15 protein-coding genes are annotated in these 19,503 nt (G+C 64.5%); 5 read left to right on the top strand and 10 right to left on the bottom strand.

The window, feature by feature from the left end:
• Positions 1-8: 8 nt before the first annotated feature.
• The 7 genes from ACZK3J_RS11900 to ACZK3J_RS11930 form a co-directional block, all read right to left on the bottom strand.
• Positions 9-1,892, bottom strand: a complete 1,884-nt coding sequence (locus ACZK3J_RS11900) for a PepSY-associated TM helix domain-containing protein (protein ID WP_414576523.1) — start codon at positions 1,890-1,892, stop codon at positions 9-11.
• A gap of 46 nt (positions 1,893-1,938) precedes the next feature.
• A complete protein-coding gene (locus ACZK3J_RS11905; protein WP_478475828.1) occupies positions 1,939-4,395 on the bottom strand; it encodes a TonB-dependent siderophore receptor in 2,457 nt (818 codons plus the stop codon).
• A gap of 108 nt (positions 4,396-4,503) precedes the next feature.
• Positions 4,504-5,547: a FecR family protein gene (locus ACZK3J_RS11910; protein ID WP_049463420.1), complete on the bottom strand. Its 1,044-nt coding sequence runs from the start codon at positions 5,545-5,547 to the stop codon at positions 4,504-4,506.
• Positions 5,544-6,146, bottom strand: a complete 603-nt coding sequence (locus tag ACZK3J_RS11915) for an RNA polymerase sigma factor (protein ID WP_478475829.1) — start codon at positions 6,144-6,146, stop codon at positions 5,544-5,546. Before ACZK3J_RS11915 ends, ACZK3J_RS11910 begins: the two co-directional genes overlap by 4 nt.
• Before the next feature lie 204 nt (positions 6,147-6,350).
• Positions 6,351-7,031 carry a DUF3313 family protein gene (locus ACZK3J_RS11920; RefSeq protein ID WP_049463422.1) on the bottom strand — a complete coding sequence of 227 codons (681 nt, stop codon included), beginning with the start codon at positions 7,029-7,031 and terminating at the stop codon, positions 6,351-6,353.
• Between the two features lie 265 nt (positions 7,032-7,296).
• Positions 7,297-7,707, bottom strand: a complete 411-nt coding sequence (locus ACZK3J_RS11925) for a hypothetical protein (protein ID WP_012511082.1) — start codon at positions 7,705-7,707, stop codon at positions 7,297-7,299.
• 175 nt (positions 7,708-7,882) lie between these two features.
• Positions 7,883-9,001, bottom strand: coding sequence for an AraC family transcriptional regulator (locus ACZK3J_RS11930; protein WP_478475830.1), 1,119 nt, complete (start codon positions 8,999-9,001; stop codon positions 7,883-7,885).
• A gap of 346 nt (positions 9,002-9,347) precedes the next feature.
• Here ACZK3J_RS11930 and ACZK3J_RS11935 point away from each other — a divergent pair, with 346 nt between their 5' ends.
• The 5 genes from ACZK3J_RS11935 to ACZK3J_RS11955 all read left to right on the top strand — a co-directional run bounded on the left by ACZK3J_RS11935 (position 9,348) and on the right by ACZK3J_RS11955 (position 16,377).
• Positions 9,348-10,436 carry an efflux RND transporter periplasmic adaptor subunit gene (locus ACZK3J_RS11935; protein ID WP_223276796.1) on the top strand — a complete coding sequence of 363 codons (1,089 nt, stop codon included), beginning with the start codon at positions 9,348-9,350 and terminating at the stop codon, positions 10,434-10,436.
• Positions 10,433-13,480, top strand: coding sequence for an efflux RND transporter permease subunit (locus tag ACZK3J_RS11940; RefSeq protein ID WP_478475831.1), 3,048 nt, complete (start codon positions 10,433-10,435; stop codon positions 13,478-13,480). The genes ACZK3J_RS11935 and ACZK3J_RS11940 overlap by 4 nt, the downstream gene beginning before the upstream one ends.
• On the top strand, positions 13,477-15,012 hold the full coding sequence (locus tag ACZK3J_RS11945; RefSeq protein WP_478475832.1) for a TolC family protein: 1,536 nt from the start codon (positions 13,477-13,479) through the stop codon (positions 15,010-15,012). Before ACZK3J_RS11940 ends, ACZK3J_RS11945 begins: the two co-directional genes overlap by 4 nt.
• Before the next feature lie 76 nt (positions 15,013-15,088).
• The gene (locus ACZK3J_RS11950) at positions 15,089-15,664 is read left to right on the top strand and encodes a TetR/AcrR family transcriptional regulator (protein WP_478475833.1); all 576 of its coding nucleotides are present in this window, start codon (positions 15,089-15,091) and stop codon (positions 15,662-15,664) included.
• Between the two features lie 56 nt (positions 15,665-15,720).
• Positions 15,721-16,377 (top strand): TetR family transcriptional regulator, encoded by a 657-nt coding sequence (locus ACZK3J_RS11955; protein ID WP_478475834.1) that lies wholly within the window; start codon positions 15,721-15,723, stop codon positions 16,375-16,377.
• A 9-nt stretch (positions 16,378-16,386) separates the two neighbouring features.
• Here ACZK3J_RS11955 and ACZK3J_RS11960 read toward each other — a convergent pair whose 3' ends face one another.
• From ACZK3J_RS11960 to ACZK3J_RS11970, 3 genes are all read right to left on the bottom strand, one after another.
• Positions 16,387-17,691, bottom strand: coding sequence for an NADH-quinone oxidoreductase subunit D (locus ACZK3J_RS11960; protein ID WP_414576614.1), 1,305 nt, complete (start codon positions 17,689-17,691; stop codon positions 16,387-16,389).
• 244 nt (positions 17,692-17,935) lie between these two features.
• Positions 17,936-18,343 (bottom strand): Rap1a/Tai family immunity protein, encoded by a 408-nt coding sequence (locus ACZK3J_RS11965; protein WP_080356587.1) that lies wholly within the window; start codon positions 18,341-18,343, stop codon positions 17,936-17,938.
• 32 nt (positions 18,344-18,375) lie between these two features.
• Positions 18,376-19,389: a LacI family DNA-binding transcriptional regulator gene (locus ACZK3J_RS11970; protein WP_478475835.1), complete on the bottom strand. Its 1,014-nt coding sequence runs from the start codon at positions 19,387-19,389 to the stop codon at positions 18,376-18,378.
• Between the last annotated feature and the right edge of the window lie 114 nt (positions 19,390-19,503).

The raw sequence follows: 19,503 nt of genomic DNA on the forward strand, positions 1-19,503 counted from the left end.
CCCTGGCCTCACCCCGTCCGCAGCATCGCCACCAGCAACCCCATCAGGGCACTCCCCGCCGCCAGACTCAGCCACACCCTCCCAACACTGCGGGCACTGAAGACGCCCACAGCAACGGCAATCAACAGCACGAACCCCAGCAGTGAACTGGCCAGGACCGAAGCGGACGTCCTTACCCCCACCAGCGCGGGCAACAACAACGCCAGTGCCGAAGCGGTAACGGCGGTGAACACGTAGCCGCCCAGCGAGGCGGCCAGCACACGGCTCGCCACCTGCCAGCGATAGGCCGGCTCCCGCCCGGCCGGAGGCTTGGCAGGGCGCGCCGCCTCCTGCGCCCCTGGCCAACGGCGCTGCAGCATCAGGGCCATCCTTGCCAGCATCAGCCCGAAGGCCAGTGCGACCAGCTCCACCCCAGCCTGCTGCCATGCGCCCCGCTGCAGGTACATCAGCAGCCCCTGCCCGGTGGTTGCCAGATTCACCAACGGCAGCGCCAGGCACAGTGCTGCGGCCAGCCACAGCTGCTCGATCCAGGCCAGGCGAGGTGGGCGCCAAAGCGCGTGCAGCACCGAGGCGGCGCAGGCCGTAAGAAAAATGCGTATTTCCCATGCGCTGCGACCGCTCATTTCCAATGGCAGCAACCGATTGCCATACAGGTAGACGATGCTTGCCAGCGCCACCCCAGCCAGCGATGTCACGTTGAAGGCTTCCACGCAGCGATAGATGCCTGCCGTGGCCGCGCCGAACTCATGCTCACTGCGCTTGCGCCGCTTGATCGAGAACAGCAGCGTGCCGATGGCGATCATCGCCGTGCCCAGCAGGCCGCTGATGAAGTACAGCCACTTCATTGGCCAGCCGCCGAAATCGGCCTTGTGCAGTGCTTCGATCGTCTCATGCACCTGCACAGCGCCAATGGCATGCGGGTGTGCGCCATGCTGTTGCAGCAGCGTGCCGCTGGCAGCATCGAACACCGCGCGGCTGGCCTCGGTCAGCAGATGCCTGTCTGCGCGCCCCTCGGGCTTGCGACCGATCACCTCCACCACGCTGTGCACGGTGCCGGGCGCCTGGACCATGATCAATGCCGGCGGCTGCCCGCTGATGGCCTGCGCGCGTTCCAGCAGTTGCTGCAGGTCTGGCAGTTGCGCGGTGGATACCAGGATGCCTGGCGGAGCCGGCTGCGCAGGCGACAGCTCGGCTTCGTAGCGCGCATAGGCGCCTTCCGCATCGCCATAGGCAACGTGCACTGGCCACGGCAGATAGCTGCTGTAGAAGAACGTCAGCCCGGTGTAGCCGATCATGAACAGGAACGGCAGGGTCAGCACGGCACTCAGGTTGTGCGCATCCAGCCAACTGCGCTGTCCCTTGCCCGGGCGGAAGGTGAAGAAGTCCTTGAAGATGCGTTTATGCACCACCACGCCGGACACCAGCGCCAGCAGCATGCAGGCGGTGATCCAGCCCACCAGCCAGTAGCCGGCCATGCCGCCGTGCAGGGTGTAGTGGAAGGACATGAAGTGGCGCCCGCCTTCGGTTTCCCGAAGACGAGGTGGAGGCTGTGGCATGCCTGTGCCGGCATCCACCCAGCGTTCGTGCGCGGTGCCGTCGCCATCCTCCCACGACAGCTCCAGTGGCCAACCCTGCTGGGCAGGCCAACGGATCTGCCATGACCGGGCATCAGCGGCATTTGCAGCCAGCCAGTGCTGCGCACGCACCGCCTGCGTTGCGGTGTCGACCGCCGGCAAGGAGGCCGGCACGGGGCCGGCCTCCATCCATCGCGTGATCGGCTCACGGAACACGCTGAGCGTGCCGGTCAGGAAGATCGCGCACAGCAGCCAGCCACAGGTAAGGCCGCACCAGGTGTGCAGCCACGACATGCTCTGCCGGAAGCCCGCTTTCATGCCTGCCCCGTGGCGGGCAGGCCGTTGCCCCGCCGGTTGCGGAAGATCACAGCGAGCCGCGCAGCGTCAGCATCACATTGCGGGGTTCGCCAAAGAAGTTGCCGCGGCGGATCTGGCTGATCATCGCGTAGTAGCGGGTGTCGAACAGGTTGGCCACGTTGACGCCTACGCTCCAGCGCGGATTGATCCGGTAGCCGGCGCGCAGGTCCCACACGGCACGTCCCGCTGCGCCCATGCGCCAGTCCGGGTCGTCGTAGGCCGGATAGGAGTAGCTGCTCTGTGCCGATACACCACCGCCCACAGAGAACGCGTTCCACTTGCCCGGCAGCTGGTAGGACGTCGACAGGCGCAGCAGGTGGCGGGGCGTCTCGGCGCTGATGGTCGCGCCCTCATCGTCGCGGCTGGTGACGTGGGTATAGCCCGCCATCATCTGCCAGCCCGGCGCCAGTTCGCCGCTGGCCTCCAGCTCAAAGCCCTTGCTGCGCAGCTTGCCGCCATTGCGGTAGCAATCGGACGACGCCAGCGAGCCACGGCAGCTGCCCGGGTCGGATTCGTCCACCACGGCGTTGCCGGTCTTGCGGATGGAGAACACTGCGGCGGAGACATTCAGGCGGCCATCGTTCAACTCACCCTTCACGCCCAGCTCGTAGTTGGCGCCGATGGCCGGATCCAGCACCGAGCCGGACGCGGTGACGTACGAGCTCTGCGGCTGGAAGGTATCGGCGTAGCTGGCATAGACCGACCATTGCGGACCCAGGTCGTAGACAAGGCCGGCGTACGGGGTGAATTCGTGCTTCTGTTCGTAGTCGCGGCTCTTGGCGCCGGTGAAGCCATCGCTGGACTGGTACTTCACCCAGCTCAGTCGGCCACCCAGCGTGAGGTGCAGCGGTTCTGCCAGCTGCAGGCGCAGGTTGCTGTACACGCCGCTCTGCTGGGCGCGGGCATTTTCTGACCAGTCCCACGCGGGCTGCAGCGGCTGCGCGATGGCGCTGTGGTCGGGTGCGTAGACATCAATCGGCACGTCGATGGCCAGGTCCGCCGAGCTCTGGCGGGTACGCTGGCGCGACCACATCGCGCCCAGCAGCAGCTGATGGCTGCGGCCGAAGGCGTCGAAACTGCCGGTGGTGTGCAGGTCGATGCCATCGCTGCGCACGCGCGAGCGGTTGAAATAGATGTCATAGAAGCGCGAGCCGATGCCGGTGGCCCGGTCCACCCCGCCCAGCGGAACCGCGACACGCTGGTCCAGGTCCGACTCGGTGCGGTTCACCGACAGGCGTGCCTTCCAGCGTTCGTTGAAGCGGTGCTCCGCCTCTGCAAAGGCTTCGTCGACGGAGCCCTCCTGCCGATTCCAGTCCTGGATGAGCGAGGTGGAACGCTTGATGTCCAGCGCACCGCCATCGGTGTAGCGCGGCAGGCCGAACAGCCAGTAGCCGTCGGTGTTACTGGCCTGATGGCGCAGACCGAAGGTCAGCGTGGTATCCGTGCCCAGATCGGCATCGATCACCCCATAGGCCACCGGCGTCTTCGATGAGGTGCCCCGCTGGAAGTAGTCGCGGTCCTGATAGGCGGCGACCAGTCGGCCGCGCACGCTGCCGGTAGCATTGAGCGGGCCACCGCCATCCACCTCGACGCGGTAGTTGTCCCACGAGCCCACGGTTGCGGCCAGATCCAGATGAGCCTGGTCGTGCGGGCGCTTGCGCACCATGTTGATCGCCCCGCTGGGGTCGGCCGCGCCGAGCATCATGCCACCGGCACCGCGCAGCACTTCAACCCGTTCCAGCACGGCGGTGTCGATCGGCAGCCAGCCCACCGGGGCATAGACAATGCCGGCCACGCCATCGACCAGATAGTTGCTGTCGTCCACGGTGAAGCTGCGGATCGAGAACTTGTGGTTGCCGAAGTTGCGGGCGGTCTTGGTCACGCCGGTGGTCTGTGCCAGCGCTTCGTCCAGCGTGGTGAGGTTGCGGTCGTCCAGCTGCTGGCGGGTGATCACGCTGACCGACTGCGGGGTCTGGCGGATGCTCTGCCCCAGCTTGCCCAGGCTCAGCTCACGTGCCGTGTAAGCGCCATCGCTTGGGGCATTGGCGGTGACGTTCACCGTCTGCAGGGTGGTCTGGGCCTCCTTGCTGCGCGCAGGTGTTGCTGCTTCCTGGGCCAGGGTGAACACGCCCGGACGGGTGGCATTGACACGCACGCCACTCCCCTCCAGCAGGCGCGCCAGTGCCTCCTGCGGCGTGTAGCTGCCGGTCAAGGCCGGGGCGCGACGGCCCGCCACCGCCGATTCGCTGAACAGCACCTGCTGCCGGGACTGCTCGGAAAAGCGGCGCAGTGCGGCATCCAGCGGTTGCGCCGGAATATTGAACTGCACGCGCGCAGCCGGCTGCGCCTGTGCGATGGCTGGCCCTGCCAGCGCGCTGGAAATGCACAGCGCCAGCAACGGCAGCCGCTTGGCGTGTACCCCCGTAGAGAACGCGCCAGCAACAAGTGCGCGCTTGATCTTCATGTACCCCATTACCGCTCCATCATGCTTGGCCGCTACTGGCCTCACTGGGGTAAACGGAAAATGGCGATGGGGTGGGAACCCGCGCCGGAAGAAATTTTCGTTCCGGCGTCAGCGGGTGACAGGCCGTTCGTCGATGCGATAGCCGCCCTGGGCAGTGCGGGTCACCTGCACGGGCAACAGATCCGGCAGCGCTTCCAGGAAGGTGGCCGGGGCATCGGTGGCTGCGTAGCCGGAGACCGGCAGGAACTTCAGCCCTGGCTGGCCCAACGTGACGGGATGGCCCAGATACTGCCCGACCTCCTGCGCCACTTCGTCCAGCGGGGTGCGCCGGAACACCAGGCGCCCGTTGCGCCAGCCGCCAATGCTGTCTGCGCTGGCGGCAATGGAGCGGTAGGCGGCTGTAAGCGTGGTAACGGCCAGGCCTTGTTCAGCGTGCAGGCTGACCGGCGCGGTGCCTTCGGCGCGATCCGGCTGTACCCGCACGTGCCCATGCAGCACCTTGACCACGACTTCGCCCGGCCCATTGCGCACATTGAAGGCCGTGCCGACCACCGTCACCCGGCTGCGCTGGGCATCGACGGTGAAGGGCCGGTCGGCCGCCGGGGCGACCTCGAAGTACGCCTCGCCCTGGCTGAGCACCACTTCCCGACGGGATCGATAGAAATGCACCGCCAGCGTGCTGCGTGCATTGAGTGAAATCCGTGAGCCGTCCGGCAATTGAAGATCGCGTATCTCGCCCGCACCGGTGGCCACGTCCTGTACGTAGCTGGGCGCGGTGTACCAACCGTAGCCGACGTACCCCAAGGCCAGCGTCGCCACGGCCGCAGCCGCCGCAACGCGTGGCAGGCGCCACGACCGTGCACGCCGCGCCGCCCTGCCCCGCCGTGGAGCGGCAGGTGCAGGTACTGCTGGGGCGATCACCGCATGCGGGTCCGAGGCCAGCACGGGGCGCGGCAACTGGCCGAGGTCGTGCCAGGTTCTGGCCACGTCGGCGAACGCCTGTCGGTGCGCTTCGCTCTCGGCCAGCCAGTGCTGCAGGGCCGCCTCTTCTTCCGGTTGCCAGTCCGCATCCTGCCGCCGCACCATCCACGCGGCGGCCGCCTCATGCAGGGCAAACGGGTCGGAACCTGCGGCAGAAGGGAGATCGGTCATCGGCAGGGAAAATCAGCATCGATGGCAGGCGCCAACGCCTCGCCCGCATTGATCGGGCGATGCAGTTCCTGCAACTGTGCCAGAGATGCATAGCGTACCCGCACTTCGCAGTAGGCAACCGCTCGCGACAGATGCTTGACCACCATGCGGCGGGAGATCTGCATGCGAGCGGCAACGTCCTCCTGGGTCAGCCCATCGAAGCGGCAGAGCACGAATGCCTCGCGTTGACGCTCGGGCAGCTCGGCCAGCGCTTCTCGCAGGCGCTCCAGGCGCTGCCGCTGGGCGCTGAGCTGCAACGGGCACTGTGATTCATCGCTGGCGATGGCTTGGCCCGCATCCTCGGCATCTGCCAGCGGCAGCGTCTGGAGACGGCGGCCTGCGGTGTGCTCACGATATTCATCGGCCACGGTGTTCATTACCGTCCGCCGGAAATAGGCGCCTTGCTGGTCGCACGAGGCCAGTGCAGGGTTTGCCGCCAGCCACTTGACTGCACCGTCGTGCAGGGCGTCCTCACCGTCCGCACCTCTGACACGCGCAAGGCTGCGCAGAATGGGCCCGCGCCAGCGGGCATAGGCTTTCGCAAGGAGGTTCCCGCCCATTGGCGAGGCGTCTTCCGGAATGCCCGCCTCCGTGGACGAGGCCCGATCCGCGTTGCTGCCCGTGCCCCGGCCTAGCGTGGACACATCACCCTCAGGGCAAATGCCTGCGGTCTGCACAGGTGGGGCGGGGAATTCACGTTGGGAGCCGGAGTTCTGGCCGCCATAGGCGGCGGAAGGGGTGGGATGCCGCAAGTGTAGTGAGAGTCATTTGCAATTGGAACTCCCTACCCCCTCCCTTTCCTGCAGCCGCGGTTCGGATGAGGCCTGGGAACCGGGGTGAAGCGCACGGCAGTTGCGCCCTCCGGGAAGCTGCCGTGATCGCACCATTGGCGCGATGAACTCCACCGCCTCAATCGCGAACCGGCCTGCAAGCGCCTTGGCGTGACCGTCCAGGGTGTAGCTTTTCCGGATGTCCCTCATATCGGCTTCGTCGGCGAGCAGCAGCAGTGCTACCTGCCTGCCAGTGCCTGCGTCGGTCGCCTCGATCTCGAGGGAAAGCTGCCCCTTGCTCACCGGTCCCATCAGGACGGATGTGGCAATGTTCAGGCCGACAGACACCTCCTTCACCGAGGTAATCCTTGCAAGCAGCAACAGCCCCGTTCCCGGCCGCCCTGCCCTACTCCAGCCCAGGCGCCTGTCGATCTGCCGCTGCAGCTGACTGCTTACGGCAGCCTTGAGGCGATCACCGACGCCCGGGCTCAGCGTTGCAGCTACCTCTGGCATCAGCAGGACGGGGGCGAGAGTCACCGTCTGGAAGTGCCCGTGCGTGCTACCCGCTGGCACGATCTCCATCCGACGCTCCCCGTGGATGCTGAGACCTGCATAGGTCCTGGCCTGGTTTGACCTGACCACATGCACCGGACTGCATGCGGCCAGCAACAGCATTCCCATTCCTGCGAGGAGCCGAGGAACCCGCCGCCACAAGCTGCCTTTCGCTACGCGTCCGGAACCGGATGTTCTGGCCAGAGTGGCAGTTCGATCGCCGCCTGATGAATGACTACGGCAGCAGGGAATTGCAGAGTGCATGACTTTCGCAGGTTGAGTGGAACGGAATCAATCGAGGTCGAACATCCCCCATGTGCGGGGCTCGCCTTGGCCGGTCCGGAATGCCTGGCCCGACGATTGCAGGGTGTCGGCAGGATGTCGGCAATCACCAATGCAGCATGTGCTTCGGATCGAACAGCACGCACGACACTGCCATGATGATCACGACAAGCACCGCGAATCCTGTGGCAATGGCGCCTCTGAGAAATCCAATCCGGATGAGGATGTGCTTCAACAGGGCCACCTCGCCAAGCAGCAGGACAAAGAGAAGTCCTGCTTGTGCTGCGGCAAGCAGCGCATAGACCAGTGCCCAGCACCCCCATGCGATGGCCGCCACACGAATGACGGACGCCGGAACGTCCATCAGCAGCCCCACCACGATCAGCATCGTCACCGCAATGGTGATCGTGCGCATGTTCTCAGCCACGTTCTTCAACGTGGCGCCCTCCCGCGCCAATCGATCGACCTCAAGGAATCTCGCCGCGAGTTTCGATTCAAACAGCCGTATGCGCTTCATGGTTCTATCCAGGTGAAGGAGGGGTGGCTGGAGAGGACTGCACACGCACTGGTGCAATGGACTACAGACGCGCAACCACCACCGGCAGCACGGCCCGGCGGCAGCCCCGACGTCATTGGGTGGCCCGGTCTCTACCGATGGCTACCCGCCGTGCTGGAATCAGGGTGGATGCTGTCTACCTGGATTCCCGGAACTCGGTTGGCAGGCAACCCGCCCAACGCTTGAATGCGCGGCGGAATGCACGGGCGTCGGAGTATCCAACCGCGTCTGCAACCTCGGCGATGCTCAGCTCTGAGTTCAGCAGGAGATCGCGGGCCCGCTCATACCGGGCCTCATCGCGGAGTTCCCGATAACTCGAATCCTGGCGATTGAGCCGGCGCCTGAGCGTTCTCTCGCTTACATTGATCAGGCTTGCGAGTTCGCTCTGCCGGGTGGTCGTCTCGATGTCGCACCGCAGGTGGCTCGACAGCGATTCGACAATTTCATTGCGCACGCCCCGCATTGGCAGCAGCGTTTCGAGCTGGTCGCGTACGATCTTCGAGTTGATCCGGTCGAAGCCTGGCAGCCGCACACTCAACCAGTGTGAGTCGAAGGTCAGGCGGTTGATCCCTGCATCAAAGCGCACCGGGCACTGGAAGAACCGCCGGTAGACGTCCGGATCGGAGGGCTTGGGTAGGGAAAAGTCGACCCGTAGCGGTGCAAAGGAGGGGCCAATTAGGTACCTGCTGACGGCGACGAACCCAGCGAATGCATCCTCCACAAGAACGGATTCCAGCTGGATATCAAAGCGCCGGAATCGGACCTCCATCCGGATTTCACGACCCGCTTCCTCGATCGTGTGAATCAGCATGGCGCCGATTGCCTGCTGGTGGCTGAGCCCATAGTTCAGGGCTTCCCCATAGGTCTCGCAGGTGAGCATCGCCAGGCCGGGAACACCCCAGGAGATGGGTGTCTGCCGGGCTCCGAGGGCGAGGCCCAATGCAGGTTCGTCCAGCAATCGTTCTGCGCGCATGAACAGCTTGCGCATCTGTCTGTAGGACAGCCTTACATCTCTCATCGAGAGATCGCGGTACGTGAAACCAAGCCCGCGGCACAGCTCTTCCGGCGAGAAACCCCGTTCTTCAACAAGCCCAAGGATGGCCCTGGCTCCGGTAGGCACGATTTCTGCGATCTGCGATTCGTGCGTTGAGCCTGGATCGTCGGAGGCGTTCAGAGACGTCGCGTCCAACGCGAGTTCCTCACCGGGCTCACGCCAGTCCATGGAGGTCGGCAGATTCTTGGAGATGGCAGCCATCACGTTTCGAAGGGGCGTTTCGCAGTCCCCATAGTCGTCCCGTGGGGGACTGATTTCAATGCAGGAGACCGTGCGTGGCCTAAACGGCCCCCCGCGTGTCCGGTAATGCTCCTGATGGATCCGGATGATGATCCAGCGTCGATGTGACTGACTGGCTTCAGGTGGGACTGCGTTGTCCGGATGGCCGCTTTGAGTGCGCCGCCTGTCCCAGATGACCTGTACGAGCCCCGGCATGTCCGGAAGTGTCCTGTTCGTGGTCCAGGTGTCCCCCTAAATTTACGCCGCCTGCAGACCTGACCACACCGCGCTGGTCTGTGGAACTGACCACCCATACAAGGAATCGAACGTGAAAACCCATATGACCTGGTCATTGGTGCCTCGTCTCAGCGCGCTGGCCATTGCCCTGTCCGCGATGACGGGATGTTCCGATACACCAGAGAGCGGGACGGCAGAAGCCCGCACCGCGTATGTCGCCTCCGTTCGACAGGCTGCTGGCGATCAGCGCGCTTACATCGGCACCGTGCGTGCCACGCAGCGAGGACAGCTGTCCTTCCCGGTCTCCGGAAAGGTCTCCGCGGTACTTGTTGAACCGGGTGACGTTGTACGCAAGGGACAGGTGCTTGCTCGACTGGATCCGGTCCCCTTTGCAGCGCAGGAGGCGTCCGCTGCCGGCGACGTCGCACGCGCGCAGGCCGCACTGGACGAGGTCCAGCGACGCGTCGAGCGACTGGATGTTGCGCAGAAGGCTGATGCGCTCAGCCCGGCGGAGATGACCGCCGCGAAGGCCGAACTGGCGGCTGCGAATGCGGCCGTCCGCAATGCCCGCGCGCAGCACGAGCTCGCCGGCTGGTCGCAAGGGGAAGCCACGCTGAAGGCAACGTTTGACGGAGTCGTGGCTGCCCGAAACGTTGAAGTTGGACAGTCCGTGGGCCCGGGCGCTGTCGCCATCCAGGTCGATGGTGCGGGCCGCGAGCTGTCTGTCGCGATTCCGGGCACAGCTCCTCTGGCTGTTGGGCAGGTGGTCAACCTGATCAGCGGCTCGGACACCGTGGCGAGCAAGGTGCTCCGTGTCGACGGCCGCGTTGATGCAGGCGGCGTGCGTACCGCATACATCGCAGTGCCCGAGGCGGCGACCGTGGGTTCGACCTGGTCGGTCCGGATCACTGGAACGGATACAGGCCCAGCCAGGCTTCAAGTGCCATTTCGGGCTGTTCTGCCGTCTGCCGTTGGCGGCAAGGGCCAGGTGCTTCGGCTGGCAAAGGATGGCAAGACGACCGAGCTGGCGGAGGTAGATCTGGGTCAGTATCACGGTGACTGGATCGAGGTGAGCGGGCAGATTTCCGCCGGTCAGCGCGTCGTGGTTGCGGGTGCCAAGGCCATCCGCCCGGGCACGCAGATCAAGCCTGTCGACATGAAGATGGGATCAGAACAATGAGCCTCTCCTCATTCTCATTGGCGCGTCCCCGCCTGACCCTGCTGGCGATCGTAGCGATCGTCCTCACCGGCCTCATTCTGGCGCTGGACTTCCCGTCCACTGAAGAGCCCCCCATCACCATTCGCACGGCGACGGTACTCAGCTTCATGCCGGGCGCCGGCGTGGACCGGGTCGAGCAGCTGGTCGCTCGCCCGATCGAGGAGAGCATTCGTGGCATGCCGGAGGTCAAGCGGATCCGGACGACTGTCCGTCCAGGCTTTGCGTTCACCTACGTTGATCTCTATCCCACCGTGGAATCGGAGAAAATTCCCATCGTGTGGCAACGGTTGCGCTCACGCATGGGGGACATTCAGAGCCAGCTTCCCGAGGGAACGATTGGCCCGGTCGTGGACGACGAATTCGGTCGGGTTGCGGTGATGACCATGGGCCTGACCGGCGATGGCTATAACGCAGGCGAGCTCCGGGCAGAAGCCCGCCGCCTGCGCGATGAACTGTTCCGGCTGCCCGGGGTGGAACGTGTCTCGCTGCACGGCGTGAGGGACGAGCAGGTCCAGATCATCCTGGACGTGCCTTCCCTGGCTGCGCGTGGGCTCAACCCCAATGTGATTGCCGATGCGGTTTCCAGGCGCAATGTGATTGCGCCGGCGGGCTACGTCGAGATCGGAGGTTCGGAGATTACGCTCAACGTGAGCGGTGACGCCGACAACCCCTCCCAGCTGAAGAGCACGCCGATACCGCTGCCGAAGGGTGGCTCGGTGCCGCTGGGTGCCCTTGCGCGAGTGGAACGGGTGACCCAGGACCCGCCGATGACGGGTGCATTCGTCAATGGCACGCCGGCCGTGGTGATAGCGGTCTCCATGGCGCCAGGACTCAACGTGGTCAGCTTCGCCGATCTGCTGCGCGGCGACGTTGAACGGCTTTCGGAAACGCTGCCGGCCGGCATGCAGCTTGTCCAGATCACGGATCAGGCCGAGGTTGTTTCCACCCAGCTGCTGCGTGTTGCCAAGGTTTTCCTGGAGACCCTGGCCATCGTCATGGCGGTCGTCGTGCTGTTCCTTGGAATGAGGACCGGCCTGATTGTCAGCGCCATCGTGCCGACCACGGTGCTGGGGACGATGGCAATCATGAAGATCCTGAACATCGATCTGCACATGATCTCGGTGGGTGCAATCATCATTGCCCTGGGCCTGTTCGTTGACAACGCGATCGTGGTTGCCGAGGACATGGAGCGGCGGCTCTCGCTGGGTGAGTCGCCGGACCAGGCTGCCGCTCACGCAGGCAGCACGATGTTCGTGCCGCTTCTGGTTTCTTCGCTGGCGATCATCCTCGCGTTCATGCCGCTGGCCATCTCCAGCACGGAAACCGGCGAGTATCTGCGCAGCCTCGGCATCGTGATGGCCATCGCGCTGCTGTTGTCGCTGGTCATCGGCGTTACCCTGATTCCGCTGCTGTGCAAGTACTTTGCCCATCACCATGCCGAACTCAGTCGCACCGCACGCGCGGTCGAGCGGCTGACGGGCTGGTACCGCGGCAAGGTCCGCTGGATCCTGGGGCACAAGGCCATCTACATCGGCGTAATGGTTGCACTGCTGGCAACCTCCGGCTGGTTGTTCACCACCGTCCCCAACGAGCTGATGCCGCCGTCCGAGCGCCATCAGCTGCAGATGGCCATCGAGCTGTCCCCGGATTCCAGTCCGGCCAATACGATGGCGGTTGCTCACCAGATCAGCAAGGTACTGGCCGACGAGAAGCTCGTTCCGGAGATCTCCAGCCACGCCCTGTACATGGGCGATGGTGGCCCACGCTTCATTCTGGCACTCAATCCCCCTACTCCCGCAGGACACCGCGCGTATGCCGTGCTGTCCCTTGCGAAGGGCGTCAAGCATGAAGCGGCCATTGAGCGGCTGCGTTCTGTGATGGCAACACACTTCCCGGACGTGCGGGTGGAGCCCAAGCGGTTCTCGATGGGATCTTCGGATGCCGGCGTTGCGACGTTCCGCATCTCCAGCAGCGACGGCGCACATCGGATTGCCGCCGAGAAGCTGCTGCGCACGCTGCAGGACACGCCGGGAATGGTGGATGTATCCAGCGATGCCGAACGCCAGGTTGTCCAGCTTGATGTGGACGTCGATCAGCCCAAGGCCCAGGCCGCAGGCATCAGCAGCGCGGACATCGCCAAGAGCATGGACATGCTGCTGACCGGCGCAACGATTTCCCGCTATCGTGAGGGCGACACCGTTCTCCCGGTCATCCTCCGCGGAGAAGCGGCACTGCGCACGGATATCGGCCAGCTTGAGGCACTCCCGATCCAGAAGGCGGATGGCAGCGGAAGCGTGCCCCTGGGCCAGGTGGCCAAGCTTCGGTTGGCGCCGCAGCTGTCTTCAATCCAGCGAGTGAACCAGATGCGCGCGGTCACCGTGCTTGCAAAGAGCTCCGAGCTGACGGCCCAGGGGATCGCGGACAAGGTCGAGCCACTTCTTTCCGAATTCCGCAAGCAGGGCGTGCGGGTTGAACTCGGTGGCGAGATCGAAGAAAGCAAGAGTGCCAACGAAGGCATCGAGAAGCTGCTCCCGCTCTGCCTTGCTGCCATGTTCCTGTTGTTCGTATGGCAGTTCGAGAGCATCCGCAAGAGCCTGATCGTCCTGGCGAGCATTCCGTTCGTGGTCATCGGCGCGACCTTGGCACTCAAGCTGAGTGGCACCAGCCTGACCTTCATCGGAACACTGGGGCTGCTCGCACTTGCCGGCATCATCGTCAACAACGCGATTCTGCTCATCGATGCGATCGACGAAGGCCAGCGCGATGGCTTGCCCCCTCTCCAGGCCATTGAAGAGGCTGCGGCAAAGCGCCTGCGCCCCATCGTGATGACCAAGATGGTCTGCATTCTCGGCCTTGTCCCGCTGCTGCTGTTTGGCGGTTCCATGTGGACCAGCATGTCGATCGTGATGATCGGCGGCCTCGCCCTTGGAACGCTGATCACGCTGGGTCTCATTCCAGCGCTGTATGCCGCGCTCTACCGCATTCACCCGACCGAGGAGGCATGATCATGGCTATTGGAAATCGAGTTGCCTGCCTGTCGATTGCTGTGCTTGTAGCCCTGTCTTCTGGCTGCGCCTCTGTGGCTCCCAGGACCGAGATCCCTGACGCCGCAGCCCGGCATCATGTGGGCCAGGCCCCCACGCCGGCGGCGCTGGATGCGGATGTCCTGCCCGGGACGCCCAACAGGCAATGGTGGAAGGACTTCTCCGACCCCAACCTGGATGCGCTGGTCAGCCTGGCCATGCGCGGGAATCATGACCTGAAGTCTGCCCTTGCCGCCGTGGTGGAAGCGCGCGCACTGGCAGGCGCAGCGCGCAAGGACTATCTGCCGAGCGGTGCGCTGCAGGTCAAGGCCGAAGCCATGCAGTCCGCCCAGATCGAAGCGGATCCCTATCGCCAGGATCTTCCCCGCCCCCCTTCCCAGAGACTGCTGTCCGCCGGACAGATGTTCTCCTGGGAGCTGGATCTGTTTGGGCGCATTGGCACCGCCGCAGCCATGGCCGATCGCAAGGCCGATGCGGCGGCGGCTGACGCGAGATCAGCTGCCGCAGTGCTCCAGGCCGAGGTTGCGAAGAACTACTTCCTGCTCAGGATGGACCAGATCAACCTGTCCTCTCTTGAGCGGGAGGTTGAGCTGAGCAAGGCGCGCGTTGTGCGTGTGAAGGCACGGTATGCGGCCGGGCTGGTCGATCGCAGGGAGGCACTTGCGGTCGAATCCGAACACGCCGAGCTGGTAGCGCAGGAGGCAGCAACCGCTACCCGGCTGCAGGCGGACAGGGCCGCATTGGCGGTTCTTGCAGGCCGCTCGCCGACCGCGCAGGATGACGCCTGGGAGGCGTTGCTGGCCCCGGCTCCACTGCCGGCCCCACCGGATCTTGCATCGCTTGCGCAGCCGACCGACCTCCTGGCGCGGCGGCCAGACGTCGCCAAGGCCGATGCACTACTGCGAGCAAGCCTTGGCAACGTCGTACTCGCCGAGCGCGCGCACCTTCCGCGCCTCACGCTGAATGTTTTCGGCGGCATCCTTGCACCGTTCGGTTCGCTGGGCGATTCCAGTGCAAAGCGCTATTCGGCCGGCCCGGAGCTTCAGTGGGAGTGGCTGAGCTTTGGCCGGAAGAAGGCCAGGGAGGAAGCCGCTCGCGCCGGCAGTGATCAGAACTGGCATGCCTTCGAGCAGACCGTGCTGACGGCGCTGAAGGAGAGTGAGGACTCCCTGCATGCGTGGACGAGTTCCCAGATCAGGATGCAGCAGGCAGTAAATGCCGAGGCACTCAGCAGCAGATCTTCGGCCTATGCCTCTTCCCGCGTGGACGCCGGAATCGAACCGAAGGATGCCGGCCTGCAGCAGCAGGCGCTGCTCGAGAAGGCGCGCAGAGCGCTTGCCGCGGCACAGGCCGAGCTGCTGATGGCCCACGTGCAGGTGCAGCTGGCACTGGGGGCATGGCAACCCGAGAAGGGAGACCCGGAGATTGAAATCGGCAGGCCCATCGCTTCCCGGAAGAGCGCCGAAAGCGAAGCATCCGCTGCGCATCACTGACTGGCTCGAACGGCAACCCGCCAGCCCGTACCGGCCTGGCGGATCGTACGTCGCCCGCTACATGAGGAAAACTCTCTTGAACGCTACCCACCGTTCGTCCGTGCGTGTGCCCGGCATACTCATCCGCGAAACGGCAGCGCTTATCGTCCGCAATGGCCGGTCTTCGGTGACCGTCAGTGAGATTCTCGAATGCTCGGGCGTCAGCCGTGGCGCGATGTTCCATCACTTCTACTGCAAGCAGGATCTCATCGACGCCACTTTCTCGTGCTGGCTGCAGAACTTCAATCAGGATGTGGAACGGAGAATGCGTGCCAACGGGCTCCGCTCCGGCGCATTCACCAACGCCTACGTGGAATCGGTGGTCGAGGGCTGCAGGCGGCACGACGTTGCAATGCTCTCGGCCCTGATCATCCGCCTGGACCTGACCCAGGTATCCGCGTCGCAGTGGATCGAGTGGATGAAGAAGAAGCTGGCCACCGAGCCGTCCGAGGCGGACGATCCCGCGCTGAAGTCTGCGCGTCTCGCCGCCGATGGTCTGTGGCTTGGCTCACTGTCCTGCCCTGCCCCCGCCAATGAGCCGAAGATCGACATTCAAACGCCGCAGATCCCGGTGCAGCGCTGTGGCCATGGTCCGTCCCATCGCCTTGTCTAAGGACGATCAGGACGCGCGACCGCGCGCTCATCGAACAGCAGGGATGCAACCGTGCCATGGCTAGAAGAACCAGGGAGGACGCACAGGCCACGCGCGAGAGGATCCTCGATGCCGCACTGGTGTGCCTGCTGCGCCATGGGCCCGCGGGCGCCACGCTGGAGCTGATCGCCACCGAGTGCGGCCATTCGCGCGGCGCGATCTACTGGCACTTCGGGTCCCGTCAGAACCTGCTGGGTGAACTTTCCGCGCGAGGGCGGCCAGATGCACCCGAAGGACTGCGGGAAGCCGCCATCCGGCAGTGCAGTGACCCGTTCAAGCTTCTGTTTGCGGACCTGGTCAGGGTCTTTGATCACACGCGCCGCACCCCACGCGTTCGCCGAACGGTTGAGCTTCTGCTGCGCTCTGGTGCATCACATGAGCTGGGCGGCATAGGCGACGTGCTCGCGGCGTGCGCGATGCCGGAGATCCGCATGCTGGAGCTTGTATACCGGCGTGCAGGAGCACTGGGCCAGCTCCGTGAGGGCGTTGATACAGCCACTGCGGCGCGCAGCCTTCATGCGATCGCGGTCGGTGTTCTGCTGGGATCAATCCTGGAGCCCGGCATCCTCGACCTGGAGATGGGCGGGGCACGCACCGTGGAAGACCTGCTCAGGCTGCACATGGCTGTTCCCTTCGCGGCCGCCGGAGCGTGGCTCAGCCCATGCGTGGGCTGAGCCGGTTCCTCATCGATCCACTTCGCCGAACACAATGTCGTAGGTGCCAATCATGGCGACGACATCCGCCAGCATGTGGCCCCTGACGATTTCATCCAGAGAAGAGAGATGAGCGAAGCCGGGAGCACGCAGGTGCACCCGGAACGGCTTGTTGGCGCCATCGGAGATCAGGTAGCAACCGAACTCGCCCTTGGGCGCCTCGACCGCTGCGTAGGTCTCACCTGCCGGCACCTGGTAGCCTTCGCTGAAGAGCTTGAAGTGATGGATCAGCGCTTCCATGTCGGACTTCATCTCCTGTCTGGACGGCGGCGCCACCTTGAAGTTCTGGACCATCACCGGGCCGGGGTTGGCGCGAAGCCAGTCGACACATTGCCGGATGATGCGGTTGGACTGTCGCATCTCCGCGACCCGGCACAGGTAGCGGTCATAGCAGTCACCGGCGCTGCCGACCGGAATGTCGAAGTCAACGGCATCGTACTTCGCGTAGGGGCGCTTCTTCCTCAGGTCCCACGCCACGCCCGAGCCTCTCAGCATCACCCCGGTCATGCCCCAGTCCATGGCCTGCTGCGGGGTCACAACGCCAATGCCCACCGTGCGCTGCTTCCAGATTCTGTTGTCGGTGAGCAGGGCTTCGTACTCATCAATGCGGTTTGGGAATTCGCGGGTGAAATTCTCGATGAAATCGAGCAGCGACCCTTCTCTCGCGGCGTTCAGCCGCCGCAGCTCCTTCCCCTTCTTCCAGCGTGACTCCTTGTACTTCGGCATCTGGTCAGGCAGATCACGGTACACACCGCCGGGCCGGTAATACGTGGCATGCATTCGAGCGCCGGATACCGCCTCGTAGCAGTCCATCAGCTCTTCGCGTTCCCGGAATGCATAGAGCATCACGGCCATGGCGCCCAGGTCCAGCGCGCCCGTTCCGATGTTCATGAGGTGATTGAGGATACGGGTGATCTCATCGAACATCGTGCGGATGTACTGTGCCCTGATGGGCGCCTCGATTCCCAGAAGGGTTTCAATCGCACGTACGTAGGCGTGTTCATTGCACATCATGGATACGTAGTCCAGCCGATCCATGTAGCCGATGGACTGGTTGAAGGGCTTGGACTCCGCCAGCTTCTCGGTACCCCGGTGCAGCAGGCCCACATGCGGATCCGCGCGCACAACGGTCTCGCCATCCATCTCAAGCACAAGGCGCAGTACCCCATGTGCCGCAGGATGTTGGGGGCCGAGGTTCATCACGTAGTTCCGGATCTCGGTATCCCGCCGATCACCGCGCATGGGAGCGGGGCCGCCCGCCGTCGTCCGCTTCATGTTCATCCAATAGCTTCCGTAGACCGAACGCATTCAGCGGAAGTGCTCAATGCTCCAAGCGTCGATGCTACTTCGACGTGGAAGGCCGGTTATGGACTGCTTGGTCTGGAATGTGGAGCGCTGGGATTGTTCCCGAGCCGAAGCAATCTGCAGTCAAAACGCGGATTTTCTCGACGGCGGCGCTTGCTGCCAACCCCCGGTTGCGGGGGGAACAAGCCTGGCAAATCACTTCAACGAGGCTGGGTCAATTTTCCCTGGACTGTCCGATGCCACCGTGCAATGCCCGGCGTTCGCAAGGAAACGCTGTTCGCAGGCCTTCCACAACCAGCGAAGAAGCATTCTGTTGCAAGCGCTCCTGGGGCAATTGCTGAAGATGGGAGGTGACACGATCGGCCAGTTCATGTGGACGGATCTGGCCTTGGCCGCACCACTGGCCACGACTGGTATCGGCAGCACCCTGGATGTAGGCATTGGCACGGGCGATGGACAGACTCCGGCACTGTTCGCTGGCACAGAATCCGTCAGCCCCTTTTCCCTGCAGTAGCGTGATCAGCTCCGCGCCGCTCACAAGCCAGGTGCGCTTCGGTGGTGATGTCTCCGCAAGCAAGGATCCGGTCAGGAAGCAGGCTCCAAGCATAAGCAGCCGAATCATGCGACGACCCGCCTGTCGGCCTTGATGTCCTCTCATGCCTTGGACCTTGGTTGTCGTCCTTCTGGATTCCATGCAGTTGATCCCCTCACCACGCACCGGCCCGTCATCACCAGCCGGCGTACCGGCAGCTCCGGCGCGCGCAGGCGCTCAAGCAGCAACGACATCGCTGCGCGCCCCATCTCTTCGACCGGCTGTTCGATCACGGTGATGCCCGGTTCGACCATCTCGGTCCAGCGTTCGTTGTCGAAGCCCGCCAGCGCCAACCCGCCAGGAATTGCCAACCCTGCACTGCGGGCGGCCTTCAACGCTCCCATGAGCAGCAGGCTGTTGCTGGCGACCAGCGCCTCCGGCCGCGATGGGCCAGCCAGCCACTGGTCGACCGTTGCAATGGCCGCTTCAGCCGTAGGTTCAACCTCGCGGTAATCCGGCTGAAGCCCATGTGTACGCATCGCAGCGAGATAGCCGTCGCGACGTTCGGCTGCGGTGGTGCTGGTGCTGCCGAACAGGCCGCCGATGCGGCGATAGCCACGCGCGACCAGATGCTCGACCAGGCCCGCCATCGCGGCCGGATTGTCGAGCACCACGCTGTCGATCGACCCGCCGGGTGCGGCGCGGTCCACCAGCACCGTCGGATAGTCCAGTGAAAGCCGCTCCAGGCGGCCCACCGTGGTCCGGGTGGGCGCGAAGATCAGTCCGCTGATGCGCTCCTCGTGCATCAACTGCAGATACAGGGCCTCGCGCTCGGGGTCCTCGTCGGTGTTGCAGAGGGTGACGCGCAGGCCTTCACGATAGGCAACCTCCTCCACCGCTCGGATCAGCGCGGTGAAGAACGGGTTGCGGATGTCCGCCACGATCAGCCCGATGATGCCGGTGTGCCGGGCACGCAGGCGCCGCGCCTGCAGGTTGGGGTGATAGCCGGTCTGGCGGATCGCCGCCTCCACCCTGCCACGCACGGCCTCGCTGACCGGGCCGCCGCCGAGCACGCGTGACACCGTGGACTTGGAGACCCCCGCCACGCGCGCGACGTCGTTGATGCTGATGCTCATTGGAACCGTTCCCGGAAACTGTCGCTGTTCGAGGCCGGATGGCCATTCAGGACAATGCTAACGCCAAAGGACTATTGGCTTTTTGTGCAGTGCACATTGAAATGATGAGTGGGA

The organism is Stenotrophomonas sp. 86428_Sma, from assembly GCF_056481585.1.